The sequence below is a fragment of the Amycolatopsis ponsaeliensis genome (assembly GCF_030182635.1).
Classification (GTDB): Bacteria; Actinomycetota; Actinomycetes; order Mycobacteriales; family Pseudonocardiaceae; genus Amycolatopsis; species Amycolatopsis ponsaeliensis.
This window is the reverse complement of record NZ_JAPZLD010000054.1, coordinates 15375-35312: the sequence shown is the minus strand read 5'-3', so window position 1 is coordinate 35312 and position 19938 is coordinate 15375. Positions and strand designations below refer to the sequence as shown.

The window sequence follows — 19938 nt, the reverse complement described above, 5'->3', positions numbered from 1 at the left end:
ACCGACGAGTGAAGGGACCGATGAACCACCGACGTCCGGCCGCCTTGGGGGTGGCGCTCTGCATCGCTGTCGTGAGTTCCCTGGTCACGGGCTGTCAATCGGACACCGTGTCCGGGCTGGCGATCCCGCGGTCGCCGGTTCCTCCACCCTCTTCTTCACGGACGGCCGCGCCGACCTCTCCGGCCTCTCCGCCTCCGACGTCGAGCTTGACGCGGCCCGGTGACTGCGCGTCGCTGGTCAACGGCCTGGACGTCCGCGGCCAGGTCGCGCAGCTGGTCGTCGTGGGGGTGTCCGGCGACAACCCGGGCGCCACGGTGTCCATGGTGCGTGACAACCAGGTCGGCGGGATCTTCATCGGCGGTAACGCAACAGCGTTGTTGAAAGATCGTTCCCTGGACGCCGTCCAGGCCGCGGCCAAGCTGCCGGTGGCCGTGTCGGTCGACGAAGAGGGCGGTCGCGTCCAGCGCATCGACGATCTCGACGGCGAAATCCCGTCGGCCCGCGTGATGGCCGCGACGAAGTCGCCGGCCCAGGTCCGGACGCTGGCCGCCGACCGCGGCCGCCAGCTGCGTGCCCGCGGCGTGACGGTCGACTTCGCGCCGGACATCGACGTCACCGACGCCCCGGACGACGACGTCATCGGCGACCGCTCCTTCAGCCCCGACCCGAACCGCGTGAAGACCTACGCCGCGGCGTTCGCGGCGGGCCTGCGCGACGGCGGTGTCCAGCCGGTGCTGAAGCACTTCCCCGGCCACGGCCACGGCTCGGGCGATTCGCACAAGGGCACGGTCGTGACGCCGCCGCTCGCGCAGCTGCGAGCGGTGGACCTGGTGCCGTACCGGAACCTCGCGGACTACGGCCCGGTTTCGGTGATGGTCGGCCACCTCGACGTGCCCGACCTGACCGGCGGCGTCCCGGCGTCGATCTCGCCGGCCGCGTACAAGCTGCTGCGCACCGAATTCGGGTTCACCGGGCCGGTCCTCACCGACGACCTCGGCGCGATGAAGGCGATCACCGCGCAGTACTCGCTGCCGGACGCCGTGCTGAAGGCGTTGCAGGCCGGCGCGGACGAGGCGTTGTGGTCGTCCGGCGGGCGCGTCGACGAGGTGCTGAACCGGCTGGTGCAGGCCGTCCAGTCCGGCGAACTGCCGAAGACGCGGGTGCAGGAGTCGGTGACGCGGGTGCTGCGCGGCAAGGGCGCGTGCGGCTGATCCTCCCTAGACTCCTCGGCGGAACGCCACCTAACTGAGGAGCGGAATGGCAAACCTGGGCGGCACTTTCAGCCTCGGCGGGGAAGTCCCCGTGACCCGGATGGGGTACGGGGCCATGCAGCTGGCCGGCCCCGGTGTCTGGGGACCGCCGCGTGACCACGACACCGCGGTCGCCGTGCTGCGCGAAGCCGTCGAAAGCGGCGTCACCCACATCGACACCAGCGACTACTACGGGCCGCACACCGTGAACGCGGTGATCAAGGAGGCCCTCCACCCGTACCCGGAGTCGCTGACGATCGTGACGAAGGTCGGCGCGCGCCGGACGCCCGACAAGGCGTGGCCGCCCGCGTTGTCCGCCGGCGAGCTGACCGAGGCCGTGCACGACAACCTCCGGAACCTCGGCGTCGACGCCATCGACGTGGTGAACTTGCGCCTGGGCAACGCCGCCGGCGACTACCCGGTGCGGATGTCGCTCGCCGAGCCGTTCGGCGTGCTCGCCGAGCTGCGGCAGCAGGGCCTGATCAAGCACCTCGGCGTCAGCCACGTCACCGCGGAGCAGCTCGACGAGGCCAAGGCGATCGCGCCCGTCGTCTGCGTGCAGAACCAGTACAACCTGGCACACCGCGAAAACGACGACCTCGTCGACAAGTGCGCCGCCGACGGCATCGCCTTCGTGCCGTACTTCCCGCTCGGCGGCTTCAGCCCGCTGCAATCGGGCATCCTCGACGACTGCGCCGCCCGCGTCGGCGCGACGCCGCTGCAGGTCGCGCTGGCCTGGCTGCTGCACCGGTCGCCGTCGATGCTGCTCATCCCCGGGACGTCGTCGCTCGAGCACCTGCGCGAGAACCTCGCCGCGGCTTCGCTCGAACTACCGGCCGATGTCCTGGCCGACCTCGACCGGATCGGGGCCGCCTGATGGCCGAGTGGGGCGATCTGGTCGCTTACATCAGGCAGGAATACCGGGTGGTGCGTGACGACCCCGACGAGATCCGCATCCGGCTGATCTTCGGCGACGAGCCCGACACCGAGCAGCGGGCCCAGATCATGGTGATCGCGCGCGAGGTCCTCGACCAGCGTGAGGACTGGGTCCAGATCGCGACGCCGTTCGCCCGCCACGACGAGGTCGACCTCCTCGAGGTGCTGACCGAGGTCGGCAACTCGACCGTCGTGGGCGGGCTCGCGGTGATGGGCGACCACCTCGTGCTGCGCCACTCGCTGCCGCTGATCAACCTGGACATCAACGAGTTCATCGACCCCCTCGAGCTGGTGGCGGGTGCGGCCGAGCTGCTGGAGCAGCAGTTCACCGGCCGCGACGACTACTGAGTGGGATGACAGCGACGGCGGCGGCCACGGTCAGCCCGGCGGCGACGCCGAGCGCCGTGGTCGCCGTCCCGGTGCTCAAGTAGAGCCCACCGAGGAGGGCGACACCGAGGGTGCCGCCGAGCTGCTGAACCGCGTTGAGCAGCCCGGCGGCCGAGCCCGTCTCGTGCGGCCGGACCTGGTGCAGGGCGGCGGTGAAGAACGGGACCGTGAACGTTCCCATCCCGAGTCCGCACACCGCGAGCGCCGGCGTCACCCCGGCGGCCACGCCGAGGATCCCGGCCAGCAGCAAGCCCAGTCCGGCGAACATCACGCGCGCGCCGAACTTCGGCACCAGCCAGGCCCCGGCGAACCACGACGACACCGCGAGCCCCGCCGAGAGCGGCAGCAGCGTCAGGCTCGCGGTGCGGACATCGACGCCCTCGCCGAGCTGCAGCCGCATCGGGACGAGCAGCATCAGCCCGGTCATCACCGCGAAGTACAGCAGCGAACCGGCGAGCGCGGCCGGGAACCCGCGGTGGGCGAACAGGCTCGGCTCGACCAGCGGCGCGGCCGTGCGGCGCTGCTGGAACCCGAACGCGACGAGCAATGCGGCACCGGCCGCGAGCAGCGGCCACGACGTCCCGCCCGGGCTGATCAGCGGGTAGACGAGCAGGCCGGCCCCGGCGACGGCGAGCACGGTGCCCACGAGGTCGAGCTTCGGGCGCGTGGCTGCTTTGTCCTCGCGCGGGAACCGCGCGGCGAGCAGGACCGCCAGGCCGAGCGGGACGTTCACCAGGAACACCGCCCGCCACGACAGCGCCTGCGTCAGCAGGCCGCCGAGCAGCGGCCCGGTGACCGCGGACAGGCCCATCACCGGGCCGATGCTGCCGAGTGCCTTCGCGAGTTCGCCGCCGTCGAAGAGCGCGCGGATGAGGCCGATCGTCTGCGGGATGATCAGCGCCGCCGCCGCGCCCTGCACCGCGCGGGCGCCGATCAGCAGGCCCGCGTCCGGCGCGGCCGCGCAGGCCAGCGATGCGAGCACGAAGGCCGTGACGCCGATCTTGAACGCCCTTGCCCGGCCGAAGATGTCGCCGAGCCGGCCACCCGTGATCAGGAAGGCCGCGAACGGCAGCGTGTAGGCCGCGCTGAACCACGGGATGTCGGCGGCCGGTCCGGGCAGGCCGTCGTGGATGACCGGGCCGGCGACCTGGACGATCGTGGCGTCGAGCAGGTTCATCGCTTCGGCGATGAGCAGCACGGCCAGTGCGGCCCAGCGGTGCCGGTGGCGGGTCGTGGTCGGCAAGAGGTGCCCCCTTTCGTTCGGCACCGACCTTGGCCCGAGTGCGGCAGCGGCTTCCACTTCTCGCGGTCGTCTTGCTGATTTCTTCCACGCCGTGCGCTTTGATGAGGGATATGACCATCCTGGACGACGTCGACCGCGCGCTGATCCACGCGCTGCATCTCGACGGCCGGGCGCCGTTCACGAAGATCGGGGAGGTCCTCGGCGTCTCGACGCAGACCGTGGCGCGGCGCTACCGCCGGCTACGCGCCGAAGCGTCGCTTCGCGTCGTCGGCTTGCCGGACCCGCAACGCACCGGGCAGGCGGAGTGGATGGTCCGGCTGACGGCGACCCCGAACACCGCGCGCGACGTCGCGCTCGCCCTCGCGCGGCGCGCCGACACCGCGTGGGTCAAGCTCGTGTCGGGCGGCACCGAGATCTGCGTGAACGTGTCGACGCCGGCCGCGAGCGACCATTCGCTGCTGCTGCGGGACATCCCGCGCTCGGCGAGCATCACGGCGGTGTCCGCGCACCAGCTGCTGCACCGCTACTTCGGCGGCCCGACGGCGTGGCTCGGCCGGGCCCAGGCTCTCGACGCGGCGCAGGTCGCGGCGCTGACGCCGGTGTTCTCCGGCGAAGGCAAGCCGCTGACCGGCGACGACGCCGCGCTGATGGCCGCATTGCAGCGCGACGGCCGGGCGAGCCTGGCCGAGCTGGCGACGGCCACCGGCTGGTCCGCGGCGACCGTCGCGCGCCGGCTGGCCGACCTCCAGGCCGGCGGCACGGTGTTCTTCGACCTGGAGGTCGACCCGGCCCCGCTCGGCGCGACGACGCACGCGCTGCTCTGGATGTCGGTCGCCCCCGCGCACCTCGACGAGGTCGCCCACGAGCTGGCCACCCACCCGGAGTTGGCGCTGGTGGCGGCGACGACCGGGCCGGCCAACCTGGTCGCGCACGCGCTCTGCCCGGACGCGGCGGCACTCCACCACTACCTGACTCGACGACTCGGAGCGCTCGAGGCCGTCTACACGCTTGAGACGGCACCGGTCCTCCGGACGATCAAAGCGGCCGCGTCCCGCTGAAGCGCCGTTTCCCGGGAAAGCACGGTCCGCGCTTTCCCGGGAAAGTGATCACCGCGCCTGCGGGATCCGCACCTTCGCGAGCGGGGACAGCTGCACGATCCGTTGCAGCCGCGCCCGGCTCAGCCGGTGGAGCATCTCCCCGAGCTCCTCCACCGCGATGCTGCTTTCGAGGTCGAGCCGCGTCACCTTGACGACGCGGTCGATCTCCGCGGCGGGGAGCCGCCCCACGAACTCCCCCGCCAGCCACACACCGACTTCTTCGACGACGTGGTCCGCCCGGTGGCTTCGTACGGTCATCGCTCTCTCGCTCTCCTCGTTCCGGATCGCCTTCGCCCTGGTCGAGGCCGGAAAATTCCAGTCCGACGCAGGTCCGACGAGCCCGCCCGCGACCCATGACGCCGAATCGCCGAAATTCGGGGCAGAAAAGCTTTCCGTGTCCGGACCGGTGAGTACCGTGACGATCCCGGTTCACTCACATGGGCTGTTCGCCGCCTCAAGTTGTCGGCCGATCGGGTGGAAAACCGGAGAACAGTGCCGGGAGCGCGTGTGTGTCAGGACTCTGGAGACGTCCGGTAGTGCGGGCGTTCCCGTGCGGGACGCGGAAACGGAGACGCGATCCATGGCCCGGTACGACCGGACCGACCTCGGGGCGTACAGCCTGGGGTTGCTCGACCCCGCCGACTCGGCCCGGGTGGAGCGGCACCTTTCGGCGTGCCCGGACTGCCGCCAGGAGGTCCGGGAGTTCGAGGCCGTCCGCTCGATGCTGGACCACCTCGGCCGCCTTGAGTCCACATAGGACTGATCACGGAAACTGTCGGTGCCCGCCGGTAGCCTCCGCGCCGTGACCGACTTCCTGACCACGACCCGCCACTCCTACTCGATCGTCGCCGAGACCTACGCCCGGCGCTCGGCCCCCATCGCCGAGGACGTCCAGGACCGCGCGCTGCTCACGGCGTTCGCCGACCTCGTCCGCGCGGACGGCGGCGGCCCGGTCGCCGACCTCGGCTGCGGAACGGGCCGGGTGACGGCGTACCTGGCCTCGGCGGGGCTCGACGTCACGGGCATCGACCTGACGCCGGAAATGCTCGCCGTCGCCCGCCGCGACCACCCGGAGCTGCGGTTTTCCGAGGGGTCGCTGCTCGGGCTGGACCTGCCGGACAGTGGTCTCGCGGGCGCGGTGGCGTGGTACTCGATCATCCACACGCCGCCGGCCCGGCTGCCGGAGGTGTGCGCGGAGCTGTTCCGGGTGCTGCGCCCGGGAGGCCACCTGCAGCTGGCGTTCCAGGTCGGCGACGAGCGGCAGCACCTGACCGAATGGCATGGCCACGACGGGCTTTCGCTGGACGCCTACCGGCAGCCGGTGGAGCGGGTGTGCGAGCTGGTGGTGGGCGCGGGGTTCGAAGTTTTGACGCAGGTGCTGCGAGACCCGGCGGCGCGAGTGCCACAGGGGCGGGTACTGGCGCGGAAGCCCGCCGAAGAGTCCGTGGCCGGCTGAGCCCGGCGCCGGACGATCAAGCGAGATCAACGCCCGAACCCGGCTTTCGGCGGCCGTTCCGCCGGACGCCGGGCCGGAGTCGCGCAGAACCGTTGCCCGAGGCGGGCAAGCTCGCCCCAGCGCGAGCCCCGCCGCCGGCCGGTTCAACTCGGGAGTCGTTCGCGCAGACCCTGTGCCCGGAACACCGGGATCCTTGACTGGACTAGACCAATCTGCTCTAGTGACCGGTGTCACCCTCGTTCCGGCCGGTCGAGCACACCCCCTCCGACACCGGGCGCCCCCGCGTCCGGACTCCGTCGTGGCCGAAGGAGTGAGCAAGTCTTGAGAAGACGTCTTGTCGCGGTCCTGTCAGCATTCGCCGCCGCCGCCGCACTCGTGCTCGGCGTGCCCGCCGCCACCGGTCAGGCCCCGCAGGCCGCGGCTGCCGCCTGCAGCGGGCCGAACTGGGTCGCCGGTCAGTGGTACGACGTGGGCGCGGTCGTCAAGTACACCAACGGCAGCTATTACCGCGCCAAGAACGCCAACCCGGGCTACGACCCCATCATCAGCACCTGGTACTGGGAGCCCTACAGCTGCGACGGCGGAGGCGGCGGCACCACCTGCAACGCGCCCAACTGGGTCGCGGGCCAGTGGTACGACGTCGGCGCCATCGTCAAGTACACCAACGGCGGCTACTACCGCGCCAAGAACGCGAATCCGGGCTACGACCCCATCATCAGCACCTGGTACTGGGAGCCCTACGACTGCGGCGGCGGCACGAACCCCGGCAACCCGGGCGCGTTCGTCGTCAGCGAAGCCCAGTTCAACCAGATCTTCCCCGGCCGCAACAGCTTCTACAGCTACAGCGGCCTGACCGCGGCCCTGTCGGCCTACCCCGGCTTCGCGAACACCGGCAGTGACACGGTGAAGAAGCAGGAAGCGGCCGCGTTCCTCGCGAACGTCAACCACGAAACCGGCGGCCTCGTCTACATCGTCGAGCAGAACACGGCCAACTACCCGCACTACTGCGACTGGAGCCAGTCCTACGGCTGCCCGGCAGGCCAGGCGGCGTACTACGGCCGCGGCCCGATCCAGCTCAGCTGGAACTTCAACTACAAGGCCGCGGGTGACGCCCTCGGCATCGACCTGCTCGGCAACCCGTGGCAGGTCGAGCAGAACTCGGCCGTCGCCTGGAAGACCGGCCTCTGGTACTGGAACACCCAGAGCGGCCCCGGCACGATGACCCCGCACAACGCGATGGTCAACAGCCGCGGCTTCGGCGAGACCATCCGCAGCATCAACGGCTCGATCGAGTGCAACGGCGGCAACCCGGCCCAGGTCCAGAGCCGCGTCGACAAGTACCGCCAGATCACGTCCATCCTCGGCGTCGACCCCGGCGCCAACCTCTACTGCTGATCTGACGCGAGCGGCTCACCCGTCCACTGGGTGAGCCGCTCGCCGATCAGCCCGCCCACCTCCTCGAGGTTGTCGTTCAGGTAGAAGTGACCGCCCGGGAACGCCTTCAGCTCGAAGGGCCCGGACGTGTGCTCCGCCCACCGCCGCGCCTCGGCCTCGGTGACCCTCGGGTCGCTGTCGCCGAACAGCGCGAAGACCGGGCAGCCGACGTCGGGCCCCGGCCGGTAGTGGTAGGTCTCCGCGGCCTTGAAGTCGTTGCGCAGCACCGGCAGCACCAGGCGCAGGAGCTCGGGATGTGCCAGCACCCGGGGGTCGGTACCGCCGATCCGCCGGACGTCGGCGAGCAGTTCGTCATCACTCCGCTCGGGGACCGGCCCACCGGCGAACGACGCCGGTGCCCGGCGCCCCGACGCGAACAAGCCGATCGGCCCGGCCCCGAGCCGCCGCGCGACCTCGAAGGCCAGGCTCGCGCCCATGCTGTGCCCGAAGAACGCCGTCGGCCCGGTGACTTCGGCGGCGACCACCTCCGCCAGCCGGTCGGCGAGCAGGAACAGGTCGTCCACCAGCGGTTCGGCGTGCCGGTCCTGCCGGCCCGGGTACTGCACGGCCAGCACGTCGACCGCGGGGGCCAGTGCGGCCGAGAGCGAGTGGAAGTAGCTCGCCGTCCCCCCGGCGTGCGGGAAGCACAAGAGCCGCGGCGCGCCGGGTGCGGCCGGGTGGAAACGCCGGAACCACGCTTTCGAATCCGTCATACCGGCGAATGTCCCAGGCCGGCCCGGGCCGGGTCGACGCCGATCGTGCGGAAGTCGGCCCGCCTCAGGACGTCACTCCGCCCGCCACAGCGCGGGGACGGCCGGCGGTTCCCAGCCCGGCTGGGCGGTGTGGCCCTGCAGGCACACGTAGCCCCGGCCGCCGTAGGTGACCCGGGCACCCGCCGCGTAGGCGGTGCCCGCCGCCCAGGTGGCGCCCCCGGGCGGGGTGGAGGTGGGCGGCGATGTCGGCGTCGTGGACGTCGGGGTCTGCGGGACGTTCAGCACGAAGTCGAACGCGGCTTCCTTCGCGGTGCCGTTGTCCCGCACGGTCATCAGGAGCCGCGCGTCGAAGATCGTGTCGGTGTTGTTCCGCGGCTCGTTCGGGAAGTAGAGCTGGGTGGTGAGGATCGGCCGGCCGGGCGCCTGGACCTTCACGTGGATGTGCCGGGTGCGGCCGGGGTAGAGGCCGGGCACGATCGTCGAGAGCCGGAACGCGCCCTGCGCGTCGGTGTACTGGTGGCCGCGGAAGGTGTAGCCGGTGTTGTCGTAGGCGCCGTTGACGTCCGCCTGCCAGAAGTCCAGCAGCGCGCGGTTCACCGGCAGGCAGGCGCGCCCGAAGACGTAGCCGGACACCGTCAGGCGCGTGCCCTGGGTGCCGGGCGTGACCAGGTCGGTCCGCTCCGGTGAGTTCGGCTTGAAGTAGGGACCTTCGGTCTGCTCGATCGTCGGCTCGTCGCCGTCGTGGCACGCGGGCGTCAGTTCCGGGGCCTGGCCGCCGGCGACGGTCGTGCGGGCGAGCGCCGGCCCGCCGATCAGGGCGACCGGCGCGGCGACGCCCGCGGCCAGCGCGGCCCGCAGCACCGTCTTGCGGCTGAGCTTGGTGTCCTCGTCCATGCCTGCTCCTCGTGGGGGCGTCGGGAATCCCCTCGAACGTAGGCAGCGCACCGGGTCCGCGACGATGGACTGGCTCGGTCAGTCGTGGTGATTCTCCCCGCCGCGGCGGAAGTCGCCGGGGCTCAGCCCGGTTTCGCGGCGGAAGAACCGGCAGAAGTAGGCCGGGTCGGCGAACCCGACGCGGGTCGCGACTTGGCGCACGGTGAGGTCCGTCCGCAGCAGGAACCGCTGGGCCTCCCGGGTGCGCGCCTCGCGCAGCAGCTGCGCGGCGGTGCGGCCGGTCGCGGCCTTCACGGCCTCGGTGAGGTGCCCCGGCGTGACGCCGATGCGCCGGGCGTGCGCGGACACCGACCACAGCCCGAGGTCCGGGCGGCCGGCGAGCCGGGCGAACTCCGCCGCCACCGCTCCGGCGGGCGCGGGCGGCGGCGTCCCCAGCAGCCGCCCGGCGCGCGCGACCAGGACGTGCACCAGGGCCCGCAGCACGGACTCTTCGCCGTGGCGGTGTTCCTCTTCGAGGTCGGCGATCACCCGCGTGACGGCCGCGTCGGCGCGCGCGTCCAGCCGGAGCCACGGCTGTTCGCTCAGCCGCCGCAGCAGCTCGCGGTCGGCCGGGTGGTCGAGGAGGAAGTCGTCGGTGAACAGGACGACGTGGCCGGTCAGGCCGCGCACGCCGGCCCACTGGTGCACCTGCCCCGGCGCGATGACGGCGAGCTGCGGCGGCCGCAGCGGCCGGCGCGTCAGGTCGAGGACGTGCGCACCTGTGCCGCCGGTGACGTGGACGAGCTCGTGGAAGGTGTGCCGGTGCGGGAACTCCGCGCGCGAGAGCGGCCCGATCTCGTCGAACGTGCCGACCGCGAACGGCGGCGCGTGCGGGGCCGGCACCTCCAGCCGGTGCATCGGCAGCTCCCCCGCCCGCGGCCGTTCGCAGGGCGTCCCGGGCGGAACGGTCGTACCGCGCATGGTCTCGTCCCTTCGCCGTCCGGGCGAAAAGTCTAGACCAATGCACGTGCGGTTCGCCGGGTTTGCCCCGATGGTCGCAATCCGATGGTCGGATGCGAAACGGGGCCGGTCCATAGTGGACCGACCCCGTTCACGGGTACTGACTAGTGCTTACGCGCGGCTGCGACGCCGGTTCACCAGCAGCATCAGCGCGCCGCCGCCGAGCAGCAGGCCGCCGACGGTGAACGGGACCGCGGCGTCGACACCGGTGTTGGCCAGGTCGCCGCCCCCGCCGTTCGAGCCGGCCGGGGTGCTCGGCGCGGTGGTCGGGGCACCGGCCTCGGTCCAGCTGGCGGCCGCGTTCGCGGTCACCTCGGTCTTCTCCGAGTCGGCGACGATCAGCGACTGCGCCGGCTTCTTCGCGTAGTTGTCGGCGACGAACAGGCGGCCGGTGTCCAGCTCGCCGGTGGCCTTGAGGGTGAAGGCGCCCTTGCCCGGCGTGGTGCCCGCCGGGACGTCGACGAACAGCTTGCTGCCGTCCTTGACGTCCGAGCCCTTCAGCTCCTTGCCGTCGGCGTCGGTGATCTTGACGCCCGCGGGCAGCTGGCTGGTCAGCGAGGTGACATCCCCGCTGGTGGCGACGCTGTACGGGCCGATCTTGCCACCGGCCGCGCCCTCGGTCTTGTCCGCGGCGATGTTCAGCGTCGGCTTCGGCTGCTCGCCGATGCCCTTGTTCTGGTCACCGGTGAAGTAGGCGTAGAGCGCGGCGACGTCGGCGTTGGCGTCGGCCGAGTTCTCCTCGGCCAGCGGCTTGGTGGCGTCCAGGTTCACACCGTCGCTGAAGTGCCACACGGCGGCCTGCGTCGCGGCGATGGCCTCGCGCTCGGAGACGCCGTCGTGGACCTCGACGCCGGCCTTCTTCAGCGCCTTGCCCAGCGCGTCGAGGCCGGTGCCCGGGTAGCCGTTGTGCAGCACCCAGTTGATCTTCGCGCTGTTCGACTTGAACGGGCCTTCGGCGGGGTACTTGTTCCACGGCCGCTCGACCATGTCGACATCGGTGCGCAGGCCGACGGTGATCTGCACGCAGTACAGCTTCAGCGTGCTGCCGTTGGAGAGCTTCATCTCGAAGAGCTCGGCGATGTAGTCGCCGCCCTGGCCGAGGTTGAGCCGGTAGCCGACCGTGCCGGCGTGCTCGTCGACGCGGCCGCGAGCGGCACCGTCGTCGGCAAGAGCGGCCGGCGAGCTGATCATCACGGCGGCGGCCGCGGCGAGAGCCGCGATCCCGCCACGCACGAGAGTGGACCTGACCTGCATAAATCTCCTATCCGAGCCCGAACCACGACAGGGCGGCCACACACCCCCGCAGGCGGCCACCGATTCGGGTGAGCGATCACCCGGTCAAGCGAGACCGGAGCTTACACGGACCCAACAAGCGCTACGCGCGGTGTCCCCATTAACTCGAATGGGCTGCGGAACCGCATAAAACGGTCGGAAAGAAAGGTGCAAGTTGCGATTTATCCGGTGCGCTCGGCACCCACTTGGCCTACTGCCGGGCGCAACCCCGACGCCATCTTCCCGATGACGGCGGCGTACTCCGCCTTGAGCCGGGGCTTGTCCACATCGGACGCCTCGGCCAGCGCCATCCCGGCCGTGCCGAGCATGCCGAACACCAGGCGCGTCGTGGTTTCCAGCGGCTGGTCGTCGATGTCGCCGCCCTCGATCAGGGCCTTGATCAGCTGCTCGACGAGCCCGTAGGCGTACTGCTCCTCGGCGGCCTGCCAGCGCAGCCAGCCGAGGGCCAGCGGCGCCTCCTGCCAGACGAGCTTGCCGTACACCGGGTCGCAGCAGCGCTCGAGGAACACGTCGAGAGCCGCGAAAGCCGCCGACCAGGGGTCCGCCGCCCGCGCCGCCGCGGTCGCCGACAGTTCCATCGCCTCGGTCTCGAGCTGCGCGAAAACCGCCTCGAACAATGCCGTCTTGTTCGCGAAGTGGTGGTAGATCGCGCCGCGCGTGGCCTGGATGTCGCCGGCGATGTCCTCCAGCGCCGCGCCGGTGAACCCGTGGTCGGCGAACCGGCGGGTGGCCGCCGCCAGCAGGGCGGCCCGGGTGGCCTCGGAGTACTGCTCCCGCCGGCTCTTGGTCGACATGCGCAAAGCATAGGACATACACTGTGCATGTCACCGACACAGTGCATGTGGGGGTTGCCATGACCGACGTCAACGAGCTTCTGTTCAACCCGTTCGCGCCCGGCTTCTTCGAGAACCCGTACGAGCAGTACAAGATGCTGCGTGACGAGGACCCGGTGCAGGAGCACCCGCTGGGGTTCTGGTTCGTCTCGCGCTACGAAGACGTCTCGACGCTGCTGAAGGCCGGGCTCTCGGTGGAAGTCGGGAACCTGGCGCCCGGGCCGCTGCTCGACCAGGCCGCCGCGCTCACCCCGGACGGCGATCCGGGCGCGCTGAACCTCTCGATGCTCGACCGCGACCCGCCCGACCACACGCGGCTGCGTTCGCTGGTCACGAAGGTCTTCACCCGCCGCGCGGTCGCGGCGCTGGAGCCGAAGATCGTGGGCCTCGTGGACGCCGCGCTGGACCGCATGGCCGAGAAAGGCGAAGCGGACCTGGTCGAGGAGCTGGCGTTCCCGCTCCCGTTCGCGGTGATTTCCGAGATGCTGGGCATGCCGCCGACCGACCACTCGCGGATCCGCGAGCTGAGCGGAACCCTGGTGCGCTCGCTGGAGGTCGTCGCCGACGAGGAGACGGCCCGCGCGATCATGGCGGCCGACGCCGAGCTGAGCGCGATCACCCGCGAGGTGATCGCGTGGAAGCGCGACCACCCGGCGGACGACCTGCTCACGGCCCTGATCCAGGCCGAGCACGACGGCCAGGTCCTCGACGGCGACGAGCTGGTCGCCCAGGTGGTCCTGCTGTACGTGGCCGGCCACGAGACGACGGTCAACCTGATCGCGAACGGCGTCAACGCGCTGCTGCGCACCCCCTCACAACTGGCTTTGCTGCGAGACCAGCCGGATCTCGCGGCGAACGCGGTGGAGGAGTTCCTGCGCTACGACTCCCCGGTCCAGCAGACCCGTCGCGTCACGACGTCCCCGTACGCGGTGGCGGGCAAGGAGATCCCGGCGGGCACGTTCGTGCTGGCGTGCTTGGGATCGGCGAACCGCGACGAGCGCTTCTTCGGCCCGGACGCTTCCGAGCTGCGCCTGGACCGGCCGAACGCTCGCCACCAGGTGTCGTTCGGCGCGGGCCCGCACCACTGCCTCGGGGCGGCGCTGGCCCGCCTCGAGGGCCAGGTCGCCGTCAGCCGGCTGGTGCAGCGGTTCCCCGAGCTGGGCTTCGCGGGCGAACTGGAGTGGAACGGCCGGATCAACCTGCGCGGACCGGCGAAGTTCCCGGTCACCGTGCACGCGTGACGCCCGCGGCGGCCGGGCCCTCGGGCTCGGCCGCCGCTTCCGCGTCAACCCCGGTCGAGCAGCGCGGCGACGTTCTTCCGGTCCGCGCCGAGGCGGACGTAGAGGTCGACCCACTGCCGGTCGACGTCGGTGAGGTCGTCGCCGGCGCAGTACTTCTTGCCGCCGTTCGCCGTGTAGTAGCGGAGCAGCGCGAGGGTTTCGTCGGTGCGCCGCAAGGCGGCGTCGGTGTAGCGGGGTCCGGGCGCCTGCGGCTGGTGCTTCATGCAGCTCAGCTCCTGGACGACGCCGCCGGTGGTTTCGTCGTCGAAGCGGGGGCCCTGGTCGGGCGCCGTCGCGGTGCACGCGGTGGCGATAGCGGCGAAGACCAGGACGGCGCCCGCTCTTCCGGTCAGGCCGGCGCGGCTCATCGGGCACCTCCCAGGTTCGCCAGGGCGGACCGCGCGGCCGGCGCGCCGACGACGGAGAAGTGCGGGTTGATCCGCAAGGCCTCGGTGAGCGCCGTGACGGCTTCGGCGTTCCGGCCGAGCCCGGCGAGGATCATGCCGCGGTGGTACGCGGCCGCGGCGCTGCGCCAGCCCGTGCTCGCGGCGTGTTCGGCGTAGGGCAGCGCGGCGGCGTCCCGGCCGTTCAGGTGCAGTGCCCAGGCCACCGCGTCCGCGACGAACACGGGCTGCCGGCGCGCCCACTCCGCCTGAGCCAGCTCGAGTGCCTGCCGGACGTTCCCACGGTCGACGGCGACCAGAGACGCTTCCAGGTCGATGTTCGCTCCCGAGGCCGCGTCGATGTGTTGCTGTTCCTCGATGACCGCGTACTGGCGGGCCGCGGGTTCCGGCATGCCCGCCGCCGTCAGCAGCAGCGCGTACTCCTGCAGGCTGTCCAGGGTCGGCTGCCGGGAGACGACGTCCTGCAGGCCGGCCAGCGCCGCGTCGGTCTGCCCGCGGGCCGCCGCGACCGTCGCCCTCCCCTGCAGCAGCGGGCCCGCGTCCGGGACCGCGAGCAGGCCCGCGTCGAAGTGGCGCTGCGCGGTGTCGAGGTCCCCGTTGTCGAAGGCGAGCTTTCCCAGGAGGTGGCGGCAGAACACGACGTCGCCGGGGTCGACGGCGTCCGCGAGCGCCCGGTCGAGCGCGTGCCGGGCGTCGTCGACGCGGCCGTGCAGCTCGAACTCGTAGGCGGCGCGGGTGAACGCGGAGACACCCGGCTTGAGGTCCAGCATGCGCTGCAACGCGGCGGTGGCCGCCGTGGTGTCGCCGAGCTGGGTGTAAGCGTCGGTGAGCACGCCGTACACCGCCGCGTTGTCCGGGAGCACCGCCTTGGCCCGCTCGCCCCAGTCGCGGGCGGCGGCGAAGTCGTGCCGCGCGTTGGCGAGGGCCCCCAGGCCGGCCAGCGCGGTCCCGTTGCCGTCGGGCTGCTGCGCCATCGACTTGCGCAACGCGTCCTCGGCCTTCGGGTAGTAGGTGGGATCGGCCTTGGCCCGCGCCGCTTCGACGTAGGCGGCGCCGAGCTCGGCCCAGGTCCGCGGGTCGTGCTCCCGTTTCGCCAGCTTGTCCTGCGCCGTGGCGATCGCGCGGTCGAGTGCGCTCGAAGCCCCGGCCGATCCGCCCGCGACGGTGGCCGGGCCCCGGGCGAGGGGCGGGACGAGCACGGCGAGGCCGGCCGTGATCAGGGCGACGCCGAGGACGAGCAGGACGGCGCCGAGACGCGGTCGCCGGGAACCGGTGGGCAGGGCTGGCATCGGACATCCCTTCCAGGAGTGGGAGTGGGTGGCCGCCGGCGGACACCGGCGGCCACCCGGGCGAGACAGGCTCAGCGGGACGAGTTGACCGCCTTGGTGTTCGGCAGCGCGACGTACGGGAACGTCGCCCCGAACGGCACGTTGTTCGCGTCGACGCGGTCACCCGCGGCGAGCGGCTGGACGATGCCGCTGACCGCGGCGCCCTCCAGCACCTGCAGGCTGATGTCGAGCGCGTCGTCGGCCAGCCGGCGGCCGTTCGGGAACCCCTGGCGGTCGCCGCCGAGCAGCCCGAGCCGGTTGGGCTGCGCGGCCGGCGGGATCGACGTGTTCAGCCGCAGCTGCTCCGACGGCGCGAACTTCGCCGGGTCGACGTCGGCGTTGTTCAGCTGCGAGTTGAGATCCAGGTTGCCGAGCTGGTTCCCGAACTTCGTGGTGATCCCGTACAGGAAGATCTCCACCAGGTCGTTGCGTGGCGTGGCGGGCGCGGGGATGCCGTAGATCCGCTGGACGAGCGCGGGCACCTCCGGGACGTTCACCCGGTTCACGAGCGCGGGGACGGTCCGGTCCTGCTCCGGCAGGAGCGAGTTGAACTTGTCCTTCAGCCCGGCGGGCACCACCACCTCGTTCACCAGCGGGTTGCCCAGGCGCGAAACCTGGACCTCGGAGCCGCTCGACTGCTGTGTACCGGGGGAACGCAGCGTGATCGAATAGCGCTCGGTGTCGCTCCAGACCCCGATGTTCGGGTTCCGGGACGGGTTGCCCCCGAGCGTCAGCGCGCTCTTGGGCACCTGCAACGCGAGGGTGTTCACGTTGTAGCCGGCGACCGTGTCCTGCCCGACCTCGGACAGGTTGCCGCCGTAGAGCAGGTCGAAGACCCGCAGGTCCAGGAAGAACGGGTCGTCGGCCTGCCCGGCGAAGCTCCGCCCGCCGCCCGGGATGGCGATGTTGGCCTGGTCGCGCAGAACCTGGTAGTTCGGCATCGAGGCCGGCCCGACGTTCGACGGCGCGACCTTGCCGGAGCTGGTGAGGGTGGTGACCTTCCCGTTCGGCCGGTCGATCAGCGTGAGCGTGTAGGACTGGCGAAACAACAGATCCGGGTCGTCGAGCGAGGTGACCGGGTCGTCGTTGTAGAGGAAGGTGTCGGTCCCCCGCCGGTCGTCGGTGCGGAAGTCCCACCGGTAGGTGAGATCCGCCTTCGCGTCGCCGTCGTTGTCGATGTTGAGGTCGTAGTGGGCATCGGTGGCCCACGGGTAGAAGGTCGGCCCGCCGTTGGGTTCCTCGAACGGGAACCAGTTCGCGACGAGCGTGACGGTATCCGGCTTGTCGGGGCTGACGAAAGCGTAGACATCGGTGTTGTCGACGGGCGGATCGCTGGAGATGAGCGGAGCTTCCCGATGACTCGAGGCAAGCGAGGGCCCGGCGGGCAACCCGACGAGCACAGCGCTCCCGACCGCGAGCAAGACGGCCGCTCTACGCCGCGTGACGGCGCCACGGCGAGCGGAATGGCGTGGTGACATTTCCTCCCCTTCCCAGGAAGAGCCGCCCGCAGGAGGCGGGCGGCGTCCGGGACGCGTGGGAGTGCCTTACCCGCCCCGAGGCGGAGGCCGGGTAACCGCCCTCCGCCGTACGCGGATGGTGGGCGGCGAGGTCTGTGGCGAAGTTGTGGAAATGTTGTGGCCGGGAGCGTTGATCCACTGTGGACTGTCAGTCACCGCGGAACGCCGCCAGCAGCGTGGCGGCCACCAGCAGGTATCCCACCGACGTCACGGCCGCCACGGGGGCCGGGCCGAGGGCTGCGCTCAGCGTGCCCGCCGCCGCGCTGCCCGCCGGGAACCCGAAGGCGGAGATCGCCGTCCGGGCGCCCATGACGCTGCCGCGGACCGCGTCCGGGGTCAGGCGCTGCACCAGGGTGCGCTCGACCGCGAAGTACGGTCCCCAGCACGCGCCCGCCACCGCGACCAGCGCGACCGCGGGGACCAGCGCACCGGTGATCGTCAGCACCGCGAACGGCACCGCGCCGGCCAAGACCACGGCCGGAACGCGCCAGTTCGGCCGCAGCCGGGTCACCAGCGGCGTGCCGACGACAACGCCGGCCAGGCCACCGGCGCCCGCCGCGCCCACCAGCAGCCCATAGCCGGCCGGGCCGGTGTGCAGGACCTCCTTGCTCAGCACCGGGTAGAGGACCTCGGTCATCCCGCCGAGGAAGAGGAACCCGCACGTCGCCACCGACGTCCACAGCACGGCCGGCAGCCGCAGCAGGGCACCGAACCCGGGCCTCGTGCGGCCGGCCGGCACCGGTTCGATCCGAGGCAGGGTGAAACACAGCGCGCTCATGACGAAGAAGCTCGCCGCATCGACGACCAGGGCGACCGGTGCCGTCGTCACCGCGACGAGCGCCCCGGCCAGTGGCGGGCCGAGTACCGCGGCCGCTTCCCAGTTCGTGGCGAGTGCCGTGTTGGCGGCAGCCAGTTCGGGCTCGGGAACCAGCCGGGGAACGACGGCGCTCTCCGCGACCTCCGTCAAGGCCGACACCGAGGCGGCACCCGCCGAAAGGACGCAAAGGACGGCGACGCCGAGCCAGCCGAGCAGCCACAGCACCGGAACCAGTCCGATGAGGACACCACGGACCGCGTTGTCCCACCCGAGCAGCAGCCGCGGCTGCACCCGGTCCAGCAGGCGCCCGGCGACCGGCCCCGCGACGACACGCGGAAGCCCCTGGCACAGCACGACCAGGCCCAGCGCCGCCGAACCCGCCAGAGTCAGCACCAGCCACGAAATCGCCACCACCGTCACGACGTCGCCCGTGCGCGAGATCAGCATGCCGAGCCAGAATCGCCGGAACGACGGGTTCCCCTTCACCACAGCGAAAGCGCGCATGGGCAAAGCCCCCCGAGTGATTGCCCGATGACCCCTGTGAGGAACCATAGCAATCCGAACCCGGTTGATTAAAGCGCCGATTTCGAGAATAGTCCGATCGATTTAAATTGACCGCGACAGCCTCCCGGGAACCAGCCCGCCGCCGTCATTTCGCGGCGGCGACATAGGCCAGGAATCCCAGCCGCCCTTGACCGGTCACGGTGAACCCGGCACCGACGGCCAGCCCGGCGAGCCGCGCGTGCGGGTCGTCGAGCATCCGCGGTCCGCTCACCGTCCCGACGAGGTGCCGCATGACGCGAGACTCCGGCGGCCGGAAGTCCGCGAGCAGCAGCCGGCCGGCGGGCCGGAGCACCCGGTGCATCTCGGTCAGCGCGGCGGGCTGATCGGCGTCCGGCAGGTGGTGCAGCACCAGGCTGGTCAGGACGACGTCGAACTCGCCGTCGTCGGCCGGAAGGGCCTGCGCGGTGCCGACCTCGAACCGGCACGTCGCGGAACCCCGTGTCCGGCCGGCGAATTCGATCATCGGTTCCGAGGCGTCCACGCCGAGCACGGAACCGCCCGCCTCCGCCGCCAGCGCGGCGAGGTAGCCGCTCCCGCAACCGACGTCCAGCACTCGTTCCCCCGGCCGCACGCCGGCCAGCCGGACGAGTTCGCGATACCGCCGCTCCCGCCCGGCGAGCGCGACCCGGCTCGCCAGCTCGTACAACCGCGGACGGGTGATCAACGCTCCGTCCGCCCGTTCACCGCCGTGCATCAACATCCGTCCCAGGCTCATCGCACCCTCCACTACTTAGTGACGACTAAGTTATGACGCCAACTTAGCCGCGACTAAGCAAGCCTGGCAAGAGGCACTACGATGAGCGGGTGACCGGCCGCACCCGCCTGACCGCCGAACAACGCCGTGAAACGATCTTGACGGCAGCCACGGCGGTATTCGCCGAATGCGGCTACCAGCGCGCGAAGGCGTCCGAGATCGCCGCGCGAGTGGGTGTCAGCGAGCCGGTCGTCTTCCAGAACTTCGGCTCGAAGGCGGGCCTGTTCGCCGCGGTGATCGAGCGCGCGTCCGACACCGCCGAGAACCTCTTGGCCTCGTTCGCCGGCCGGCCGGTCGCGGAAGTCTTGCGCGCACTGCTGTCACCGGAGCACCTTGACGCGCTTCACGCCCCCGGATCGCTGGGCGTGCTCTTTTCAGAGGGCACGGCATCCGACGCGGACCCCCGCGTCCACCAAGCCGCCACGGCGGCCGTCCGGCGCCTCGCCCGGAGCTTCACGGCCATGCTGCAACGCGGCAAGGATGCCGGCGAGCTGGATGCGGATCTCGACGTGGAAGCGTTCGCGTGGTCGTTGATGTCCTTCGTGGCCGCCAGGGGGTTCCGCCGCGGGGTCGTCGATGATCCAGCCCTCGAGAAACGCCTGATCGAACAGCTCCTGCACACGCTCGGGTAACCCGAAAGGTGCGCGAGCGCCAACGGTGCCCCCGACGGGGTTCGAACCCGCACTTTGTCGATTTTAAGTCGACTGCCTCTGCCAGTTGGGCTACGGGGGCACCGCAC

At 71.5% G+C, this 19938-nt stretch carries 21 protein-coding genes and 1 tRNA gene; 9 read left to right on the top strand and 13 right to left on the bottom strand.

The window, feature by feature from the left end:
• Window positions 1-20 precede the first annotated feature (20 nt).
• Genes QQ657_RS47670 through QQ657_RS47660 form a run of 3 tightly spaced genes read left to right on the top strand, consistent with a single transcriptional unit; the run spans window position 21 to window position 2534 of the window.
• Window positions 21-1211 carry a glycoside hydrolase family 3 N-terminal domain-containing protein gene (locus tag QQ657_RS47670; RefSeq protein ID WP_284749050.1) on the top strand — a complete coding sequence of 397 codons (1191 nt, stop codon included), beginning with the start codon at window positions 21-23 and terminating at the stop codon, window positions 1209-1211.
• A 46-nt stretch (window positions 1212-1257) separates the two neighbouring features.
• On the top strand, window positions 1258-2127 hold the full coding sequence (locus QQ657_RS47665; RefSeq protein WP_284749049.1) for an oxidoreductase: 870 nt from the start codon (window positions 1258-1260) through the stop codon (window positions 2125-2127).
• Entirely contained in the window at window positions 2127-2534 is a 408-nt protein-coding gene (locus QQ657_RS47660) for a hypothetical protein (RefSeq protein ID WP_284749048.1), read from the top strand. The genes QQ657_RS47665 and QQ657_RS47660 overlap by 1 nt, the downstream gene beginning before the upstream one ends.
• On the opposite strand, the gene QQ657_RS47655 is transcribed toward QQ657_RS47660, so the two are convergent.
• Window positions 2512-3816, bottom strand: coding sequence for an MFS transporter (locus tag QQ657_RS47655; RefSeq protein ID WP_284749047.1), 1305 nt, complete (start codon window positions 3814-3816; stop codon window positions 2512-2514). The two genes, QQ657_RS47660 and QQ657_RS47655, sit on opposite strands and share 23 nt — an antisense overlap.
• Window positions 3817-3926: 110 nt before the next feature.
• On the opposite strand from QQ657_RS47655, the gene QQ657_RS47650 reads away from it, so the two are divergent.
• Window positions 3927-4874 (top strand): Lrp/AsnC family transcriptional regulator, encoded by a 948-nt coding sequence (locus QQ657_RS47650; RefSeq protein ID WP_284749046.1) that lies wholly within the window; start codon window positions 3927-3929, stop codon window positions 4872-4874.
• A gap of 48 nt (window positions 4875-4922) precedes the next feature.
• Here QQ657_RS47650 and QQ657_RS47645 read toward each other — a convergent pair whose 3' ends face one another.
• Window positions 4923-5171 carry a hypothetical protein gene (locus QQ657_RS47645; RefSeq protein ID WP_284749045.1) on the bottom strand — a complete coding sequence of 83 codons (249 nt, stop codon included), beginning with the start codon at window positions 5169-5171 and terminating at the stop codon, window positions 4923-4925.
• Window positions 5172-5493: 322 nt separating this feature from the next.
• Between QQ657_RS47645 and QQ657_RS47640 the strand changes: the two genes are divergently transcribed.
• The 3 genes from QQ657_RS47640 (at window position 5494) to QQ657_RS47630 (ending at window position 7764) form a co-directional block, all read left to right on the top strand.
• On the top strand, window positions 5494-5670 hold the full coding sequence (locus QQ657_RS47640) for a zf-HC2 domain-containing protein (RefSeq protein ID WP_284749044.1): 177 nt from the start codon (window positions 5494-5496) through the stop codon (window positions 5668-5670).
• 45 nt (window positions 5671-5715) lie between these two features.
• Window positions 5716-6369 carry a class I SAM-dependent methyltransferase gene (locus QQ657_RS47635; RefSeq protein WP_284749043.1) on the top strand — a complete coding sequence of 218 codons (654 nt, stop codon included), beginning with the start codon at window positions 5716-5718 and terminating at the stop codon, window positions 6367-6369.
• 375 nt (window positions 6370-6744) lie between these two features.
• A complete protein-coding gene (locus QQ657_RS47630) occupies window positions 6745-7764 on the top strand; it encodes a chitinase (RefSeq protein ID WP_284749086.1) in 1020 nt (339 codons plus the stop codon).
• Here QQ657_RS47630 and QQ657_RS47625 read toward each other — a convergent pair.
• The 5 genes from QQ657_RS47625 to QQ657_RS47605 form a co-directional block, all read right to left on the bottom strand.
• Window positions 7755-8516 (bottom strand): thioesterase II family protein, encoded by a 762-nt coding sequence (locus QQ657_RS47625; RefSeq protein WP_284749042.1) that lies wholly within the window; start codon window positions 8514-8516, stop codon window positions 7755-7757. The two genes, QQ657_RS47630 and QQ657_RS47625, sit on opposite strands and share 10 nt — an antisense overlap.
• 72 nt (window positions 8517-8588) lie before the next feature.
• Window positions 8589-9410 carry a dioxygenase family protein gene (locus QQ657_RS47620; protein WP_284749041.1) on the bottom strand — a complete coding sequence of 274 codons (822 nt, stop codon included), beginning with the start codon at window positions 9408-9410 and terminating at the stop codon, window positions 8589-8591.
• Window positions 9411-9488: 78 nt separating this feature from the next.
• Window positions 9489-10370: a helix-turn-helix transcriptional regulator gene (locus QQ657_RS47615; protein ID WP_284749040.1), complete on the bottom strand. Its 882-nt coding sequence runs from the start codon at window positions 10368-10370 to the stop codon at window positions 9489-9491.
• A gap of 150 nt (window positions 10371-10520) precedes the next feature.
• Window positions 10521-11663, bottom strand: a complete 1143-nt coding sequence (locus QQ657_RS47610; RefSeq protein WP_284749039.1) for a thioester domain-containing protein — start codon at window positions 11661-11663, stop codon at window positions 10521-10523.
• 200 nt (window positions 11664-11863) lie between these two features.
• Window positions 11864-12496 (bottom strand): TetR/AcrR family transcriptional regulator, encoded by a 633-nt coding sequence (locus tag QQ657_RS47605; protein WP_284749038.1) that lies wholly within the window; start codon window positions 12494-12496, stop codon window positions 11864-11866.
• Window positions 12497-12555: 59 nt separating this feature from the next.
• Between QQ657_RS47605 and QQ657_RS47600 the strand changes: the two genes are divergently transcribed.
• On the top strand, window positions 12556-13776 hold the full coding sequence (locus tag QQ657_RS47600; protein ID WP_284749037.1) for a cytochrome P450: 1221 nt from the start codon (window positions 12556-12558) through the stop codon (window positions 13774-13776).
• Window positions 13777-13820: 44 nt separating this feature from the next.
• On the opposite strand, the gene QQ657_RS47595 is transcribed toward QQ657_RS47600, so the two are convergent.
• The 5 genes from QQ657_RS47595 to QQ657_RS47575 all read right to left on the bottom strand — a co-directional run bounded on the left by QQ657_RS47595 (window position 13821) and on the right by QQ657_RS47575 (window position 19160).
• The gene (locus tag QQ657_RS47595; protein WP_284749036.1) at window positions 13821-14183 is read right to left on the bottom strand and encodes a hypothetical protein; all 363 of its coding nucleotides are present in this window, start codon (window positions 14181-14183) and stop codon (window positions 13821-13823) included.
• On the bottom strand, window positions 14180-15508 hold the full coding sequence (locus QQ657_RS47590) for a tetratricopeptide repeat protein (RefSeq protein WP_284749035.1): 1329 nt from the start codon (window positions 15506-15508) through the stop codon (window positions 14180-14182). Before QQ657_RS47590 ends, QQ657_RS47595 begins: the two co-directional genes overlap by 4 nt.
• A gap of 71 nt (window positions 15509-15579) precedes the next feature.
• A complete protein-coding gene (locus tag QQ657_RS47585) occupies window positions 15580-16968 on the bottom strand; it encodes a DUF4331 domain-containing protein (protein WP_284749034.1) in 1389 nt (462 codons plus the stop codon).
• Window positions 16969-17212: 244 nt separating this feature from the next.
• The gene (locus tag QQ657_RS47580; protein ID WP_284749033.1) at window positions 17213-18385 is read right to left on the bottom strand and encodes an MFS transporter; all 1173 of its coding nucleotides are present in this window, start codon (window positions 18383-18385) and stop codon (window positions 17213-17215) included.
• Window positions 18386-18530: 145 nt separating this feature from the next.
• Complete coding sequence (locus tag QQ657_RS47575) at window positions 18531-19160, bottom strand: class I SAM-dependent methyltransferase (RefSeq protein ID WP_284749032.1); 630 nt, start codon at window positions 19158-19160, stop codon at window positions 18531-18533.
• An 89-nt stretch (window positions 19161-19249) separates the two neighbouring features.
• Between QQ657_RS47575 and QQ657_RS47570 the strand changes: the two genes are divergently transcribed.
• Complete coding sequence (locus QQ657_RS47570; RefSeq protein WP_284749031.1) at window positions 19250-19831, top strand: TetR/AcrR family transcriptional regulator; 582 nt, start codon at window positions 19250-19252, stop codon at window positions 19829-19831.
• Between the two features lie 26 nt (window positions 19832-19857).
• Here QQ657_RS47570 and QQ657_RS47565 read toward each other — a convergent pair.
• Window positions 19858-19931, bottom strand: a tRNA-Leu gene (locus QQ657_RS47565).
• Between the last annotated feature and the right edge of the window lie 7 nt (window positions 19932-19938).

Excerpts from the sequence above, each read along its gene's own strand:
- QQ657_RS47670 (WP_284749050.1), top strand. The coding sequence starts at position 21 with ATGAACCACCGACGTCCGGCCGCCTTGGGGGTGGCGCTCTGCATCGCT.
- QQ657_RS47665 (WP_284749049.1), top strand. The coding sequence starts at position 1,258 with ATGGCAAACCTGGGCGGCACTTTCAGCCTCGGCGGGGAAGTCCCCGTG.
- QQ657_RS47660 (WP_284749048.1), top strand. The coding sequence starts at position 2,127 with ATGGCCGAGTGGGGCGATCTGGTCGCTTACATCAGGCAGGAATACCGG.
- QQ657_RS47650 (WP_284749046.1), top strand. The coding sequence starts at position 3,927 with ATGACCATCCTGGACGACGTCGACCGCGCGCTGATCCACGCGCTGCAT.
- QQ657_RS47645 (WP_284749045.1), bottom strand. The coding sequence starts at position 5,171 with ATGACCGTACGAAGCCACCGGGCGGACCACGTCGTCGAAGAAGTCGGT.
- QQ657_RS47640 (WP_284749044.1), top strand. The coding sequence starts at position 5,494 with ATGGCCCGGTACGACCGGACCGACCTCGGGGCGTACAGCCTGGGGTTG.
- QQ657_RS47625 (WP_284749042.1), bottom strand. The coding sequence starts at position 8,516 with ATGACGGATTCGAAAGCGTGGTTCCGGCGTTTCCACCCGGCCGCACCC.
- QQ657_RS47620 (WP_284749041.1), bottom strand. The coding sequence starts at position 9,410 with ATGGACGAGGACACCAAGCTCAGCCGCAAGACGGTGCTGCGGGCCGCG.
- QQ657_RS47615 (WP_284749040.1), bottom strand. The coding sequence starts at position 10,370 with ATGCGCGGTACGACCGTTCCGCCCGGGACGCCCTGCGAACGGCCGCGG.
- QQ657_RS47610 (WP_284749039.1), bottom strand. The coding sequence starts at position 11,663 with ATGCAGGTCAGGTCCACTCTCGTGCGTGGCGGGATCGCGGCTCTCGCC.
- QQ657_RS47605 (WP_284749038.1), bottom strand. The coding sequence starts at position 12,496 with ATGTCGACCAAGAGCCGGCGGGAGCAGTACTCCGAGGCCACCCGGGCC.
- QQ657_RS47600 (WP_284749037.1), top strand. The coding sequence starts at position 12,556 with ATGACCGACGTCAACGAGCTTCTGTTCAACCCGTTCGCGCCCGGCTTC.
- QQ657_RS47595 (WP_284749036.1), bottom strand. The coding sequence starts at position 14,183 with ATGAGCCGCGCCGGCCTGACCGGAAGAGCGGGCGCCGTCCTGGTCTTC.
- QQ657_RS47590 (WP_284749035.1), bottom strand. The coding sequence starts at position 15,508 with ATGCCAGCCCTGCCCACCGGTTCCCGGCGACCGCGTCTCGGCGCCGTC.
- QQ657_RS47580 (WP_284749033.1), bottom strand. The coding sequence starts at position 18,385 with ATGCGCGCTTTCGCTGTGGTGAAGGGGAACCCGTCGTTCCGGCGATTC.
- QQ657_RS47575 (WP_284749032.1), bottom strand. The coding sequence starts at position 19,160 with ATGAGCCTGGGACGGATGTTGATGCACGGCGGTGAACGGGCGGACGGA.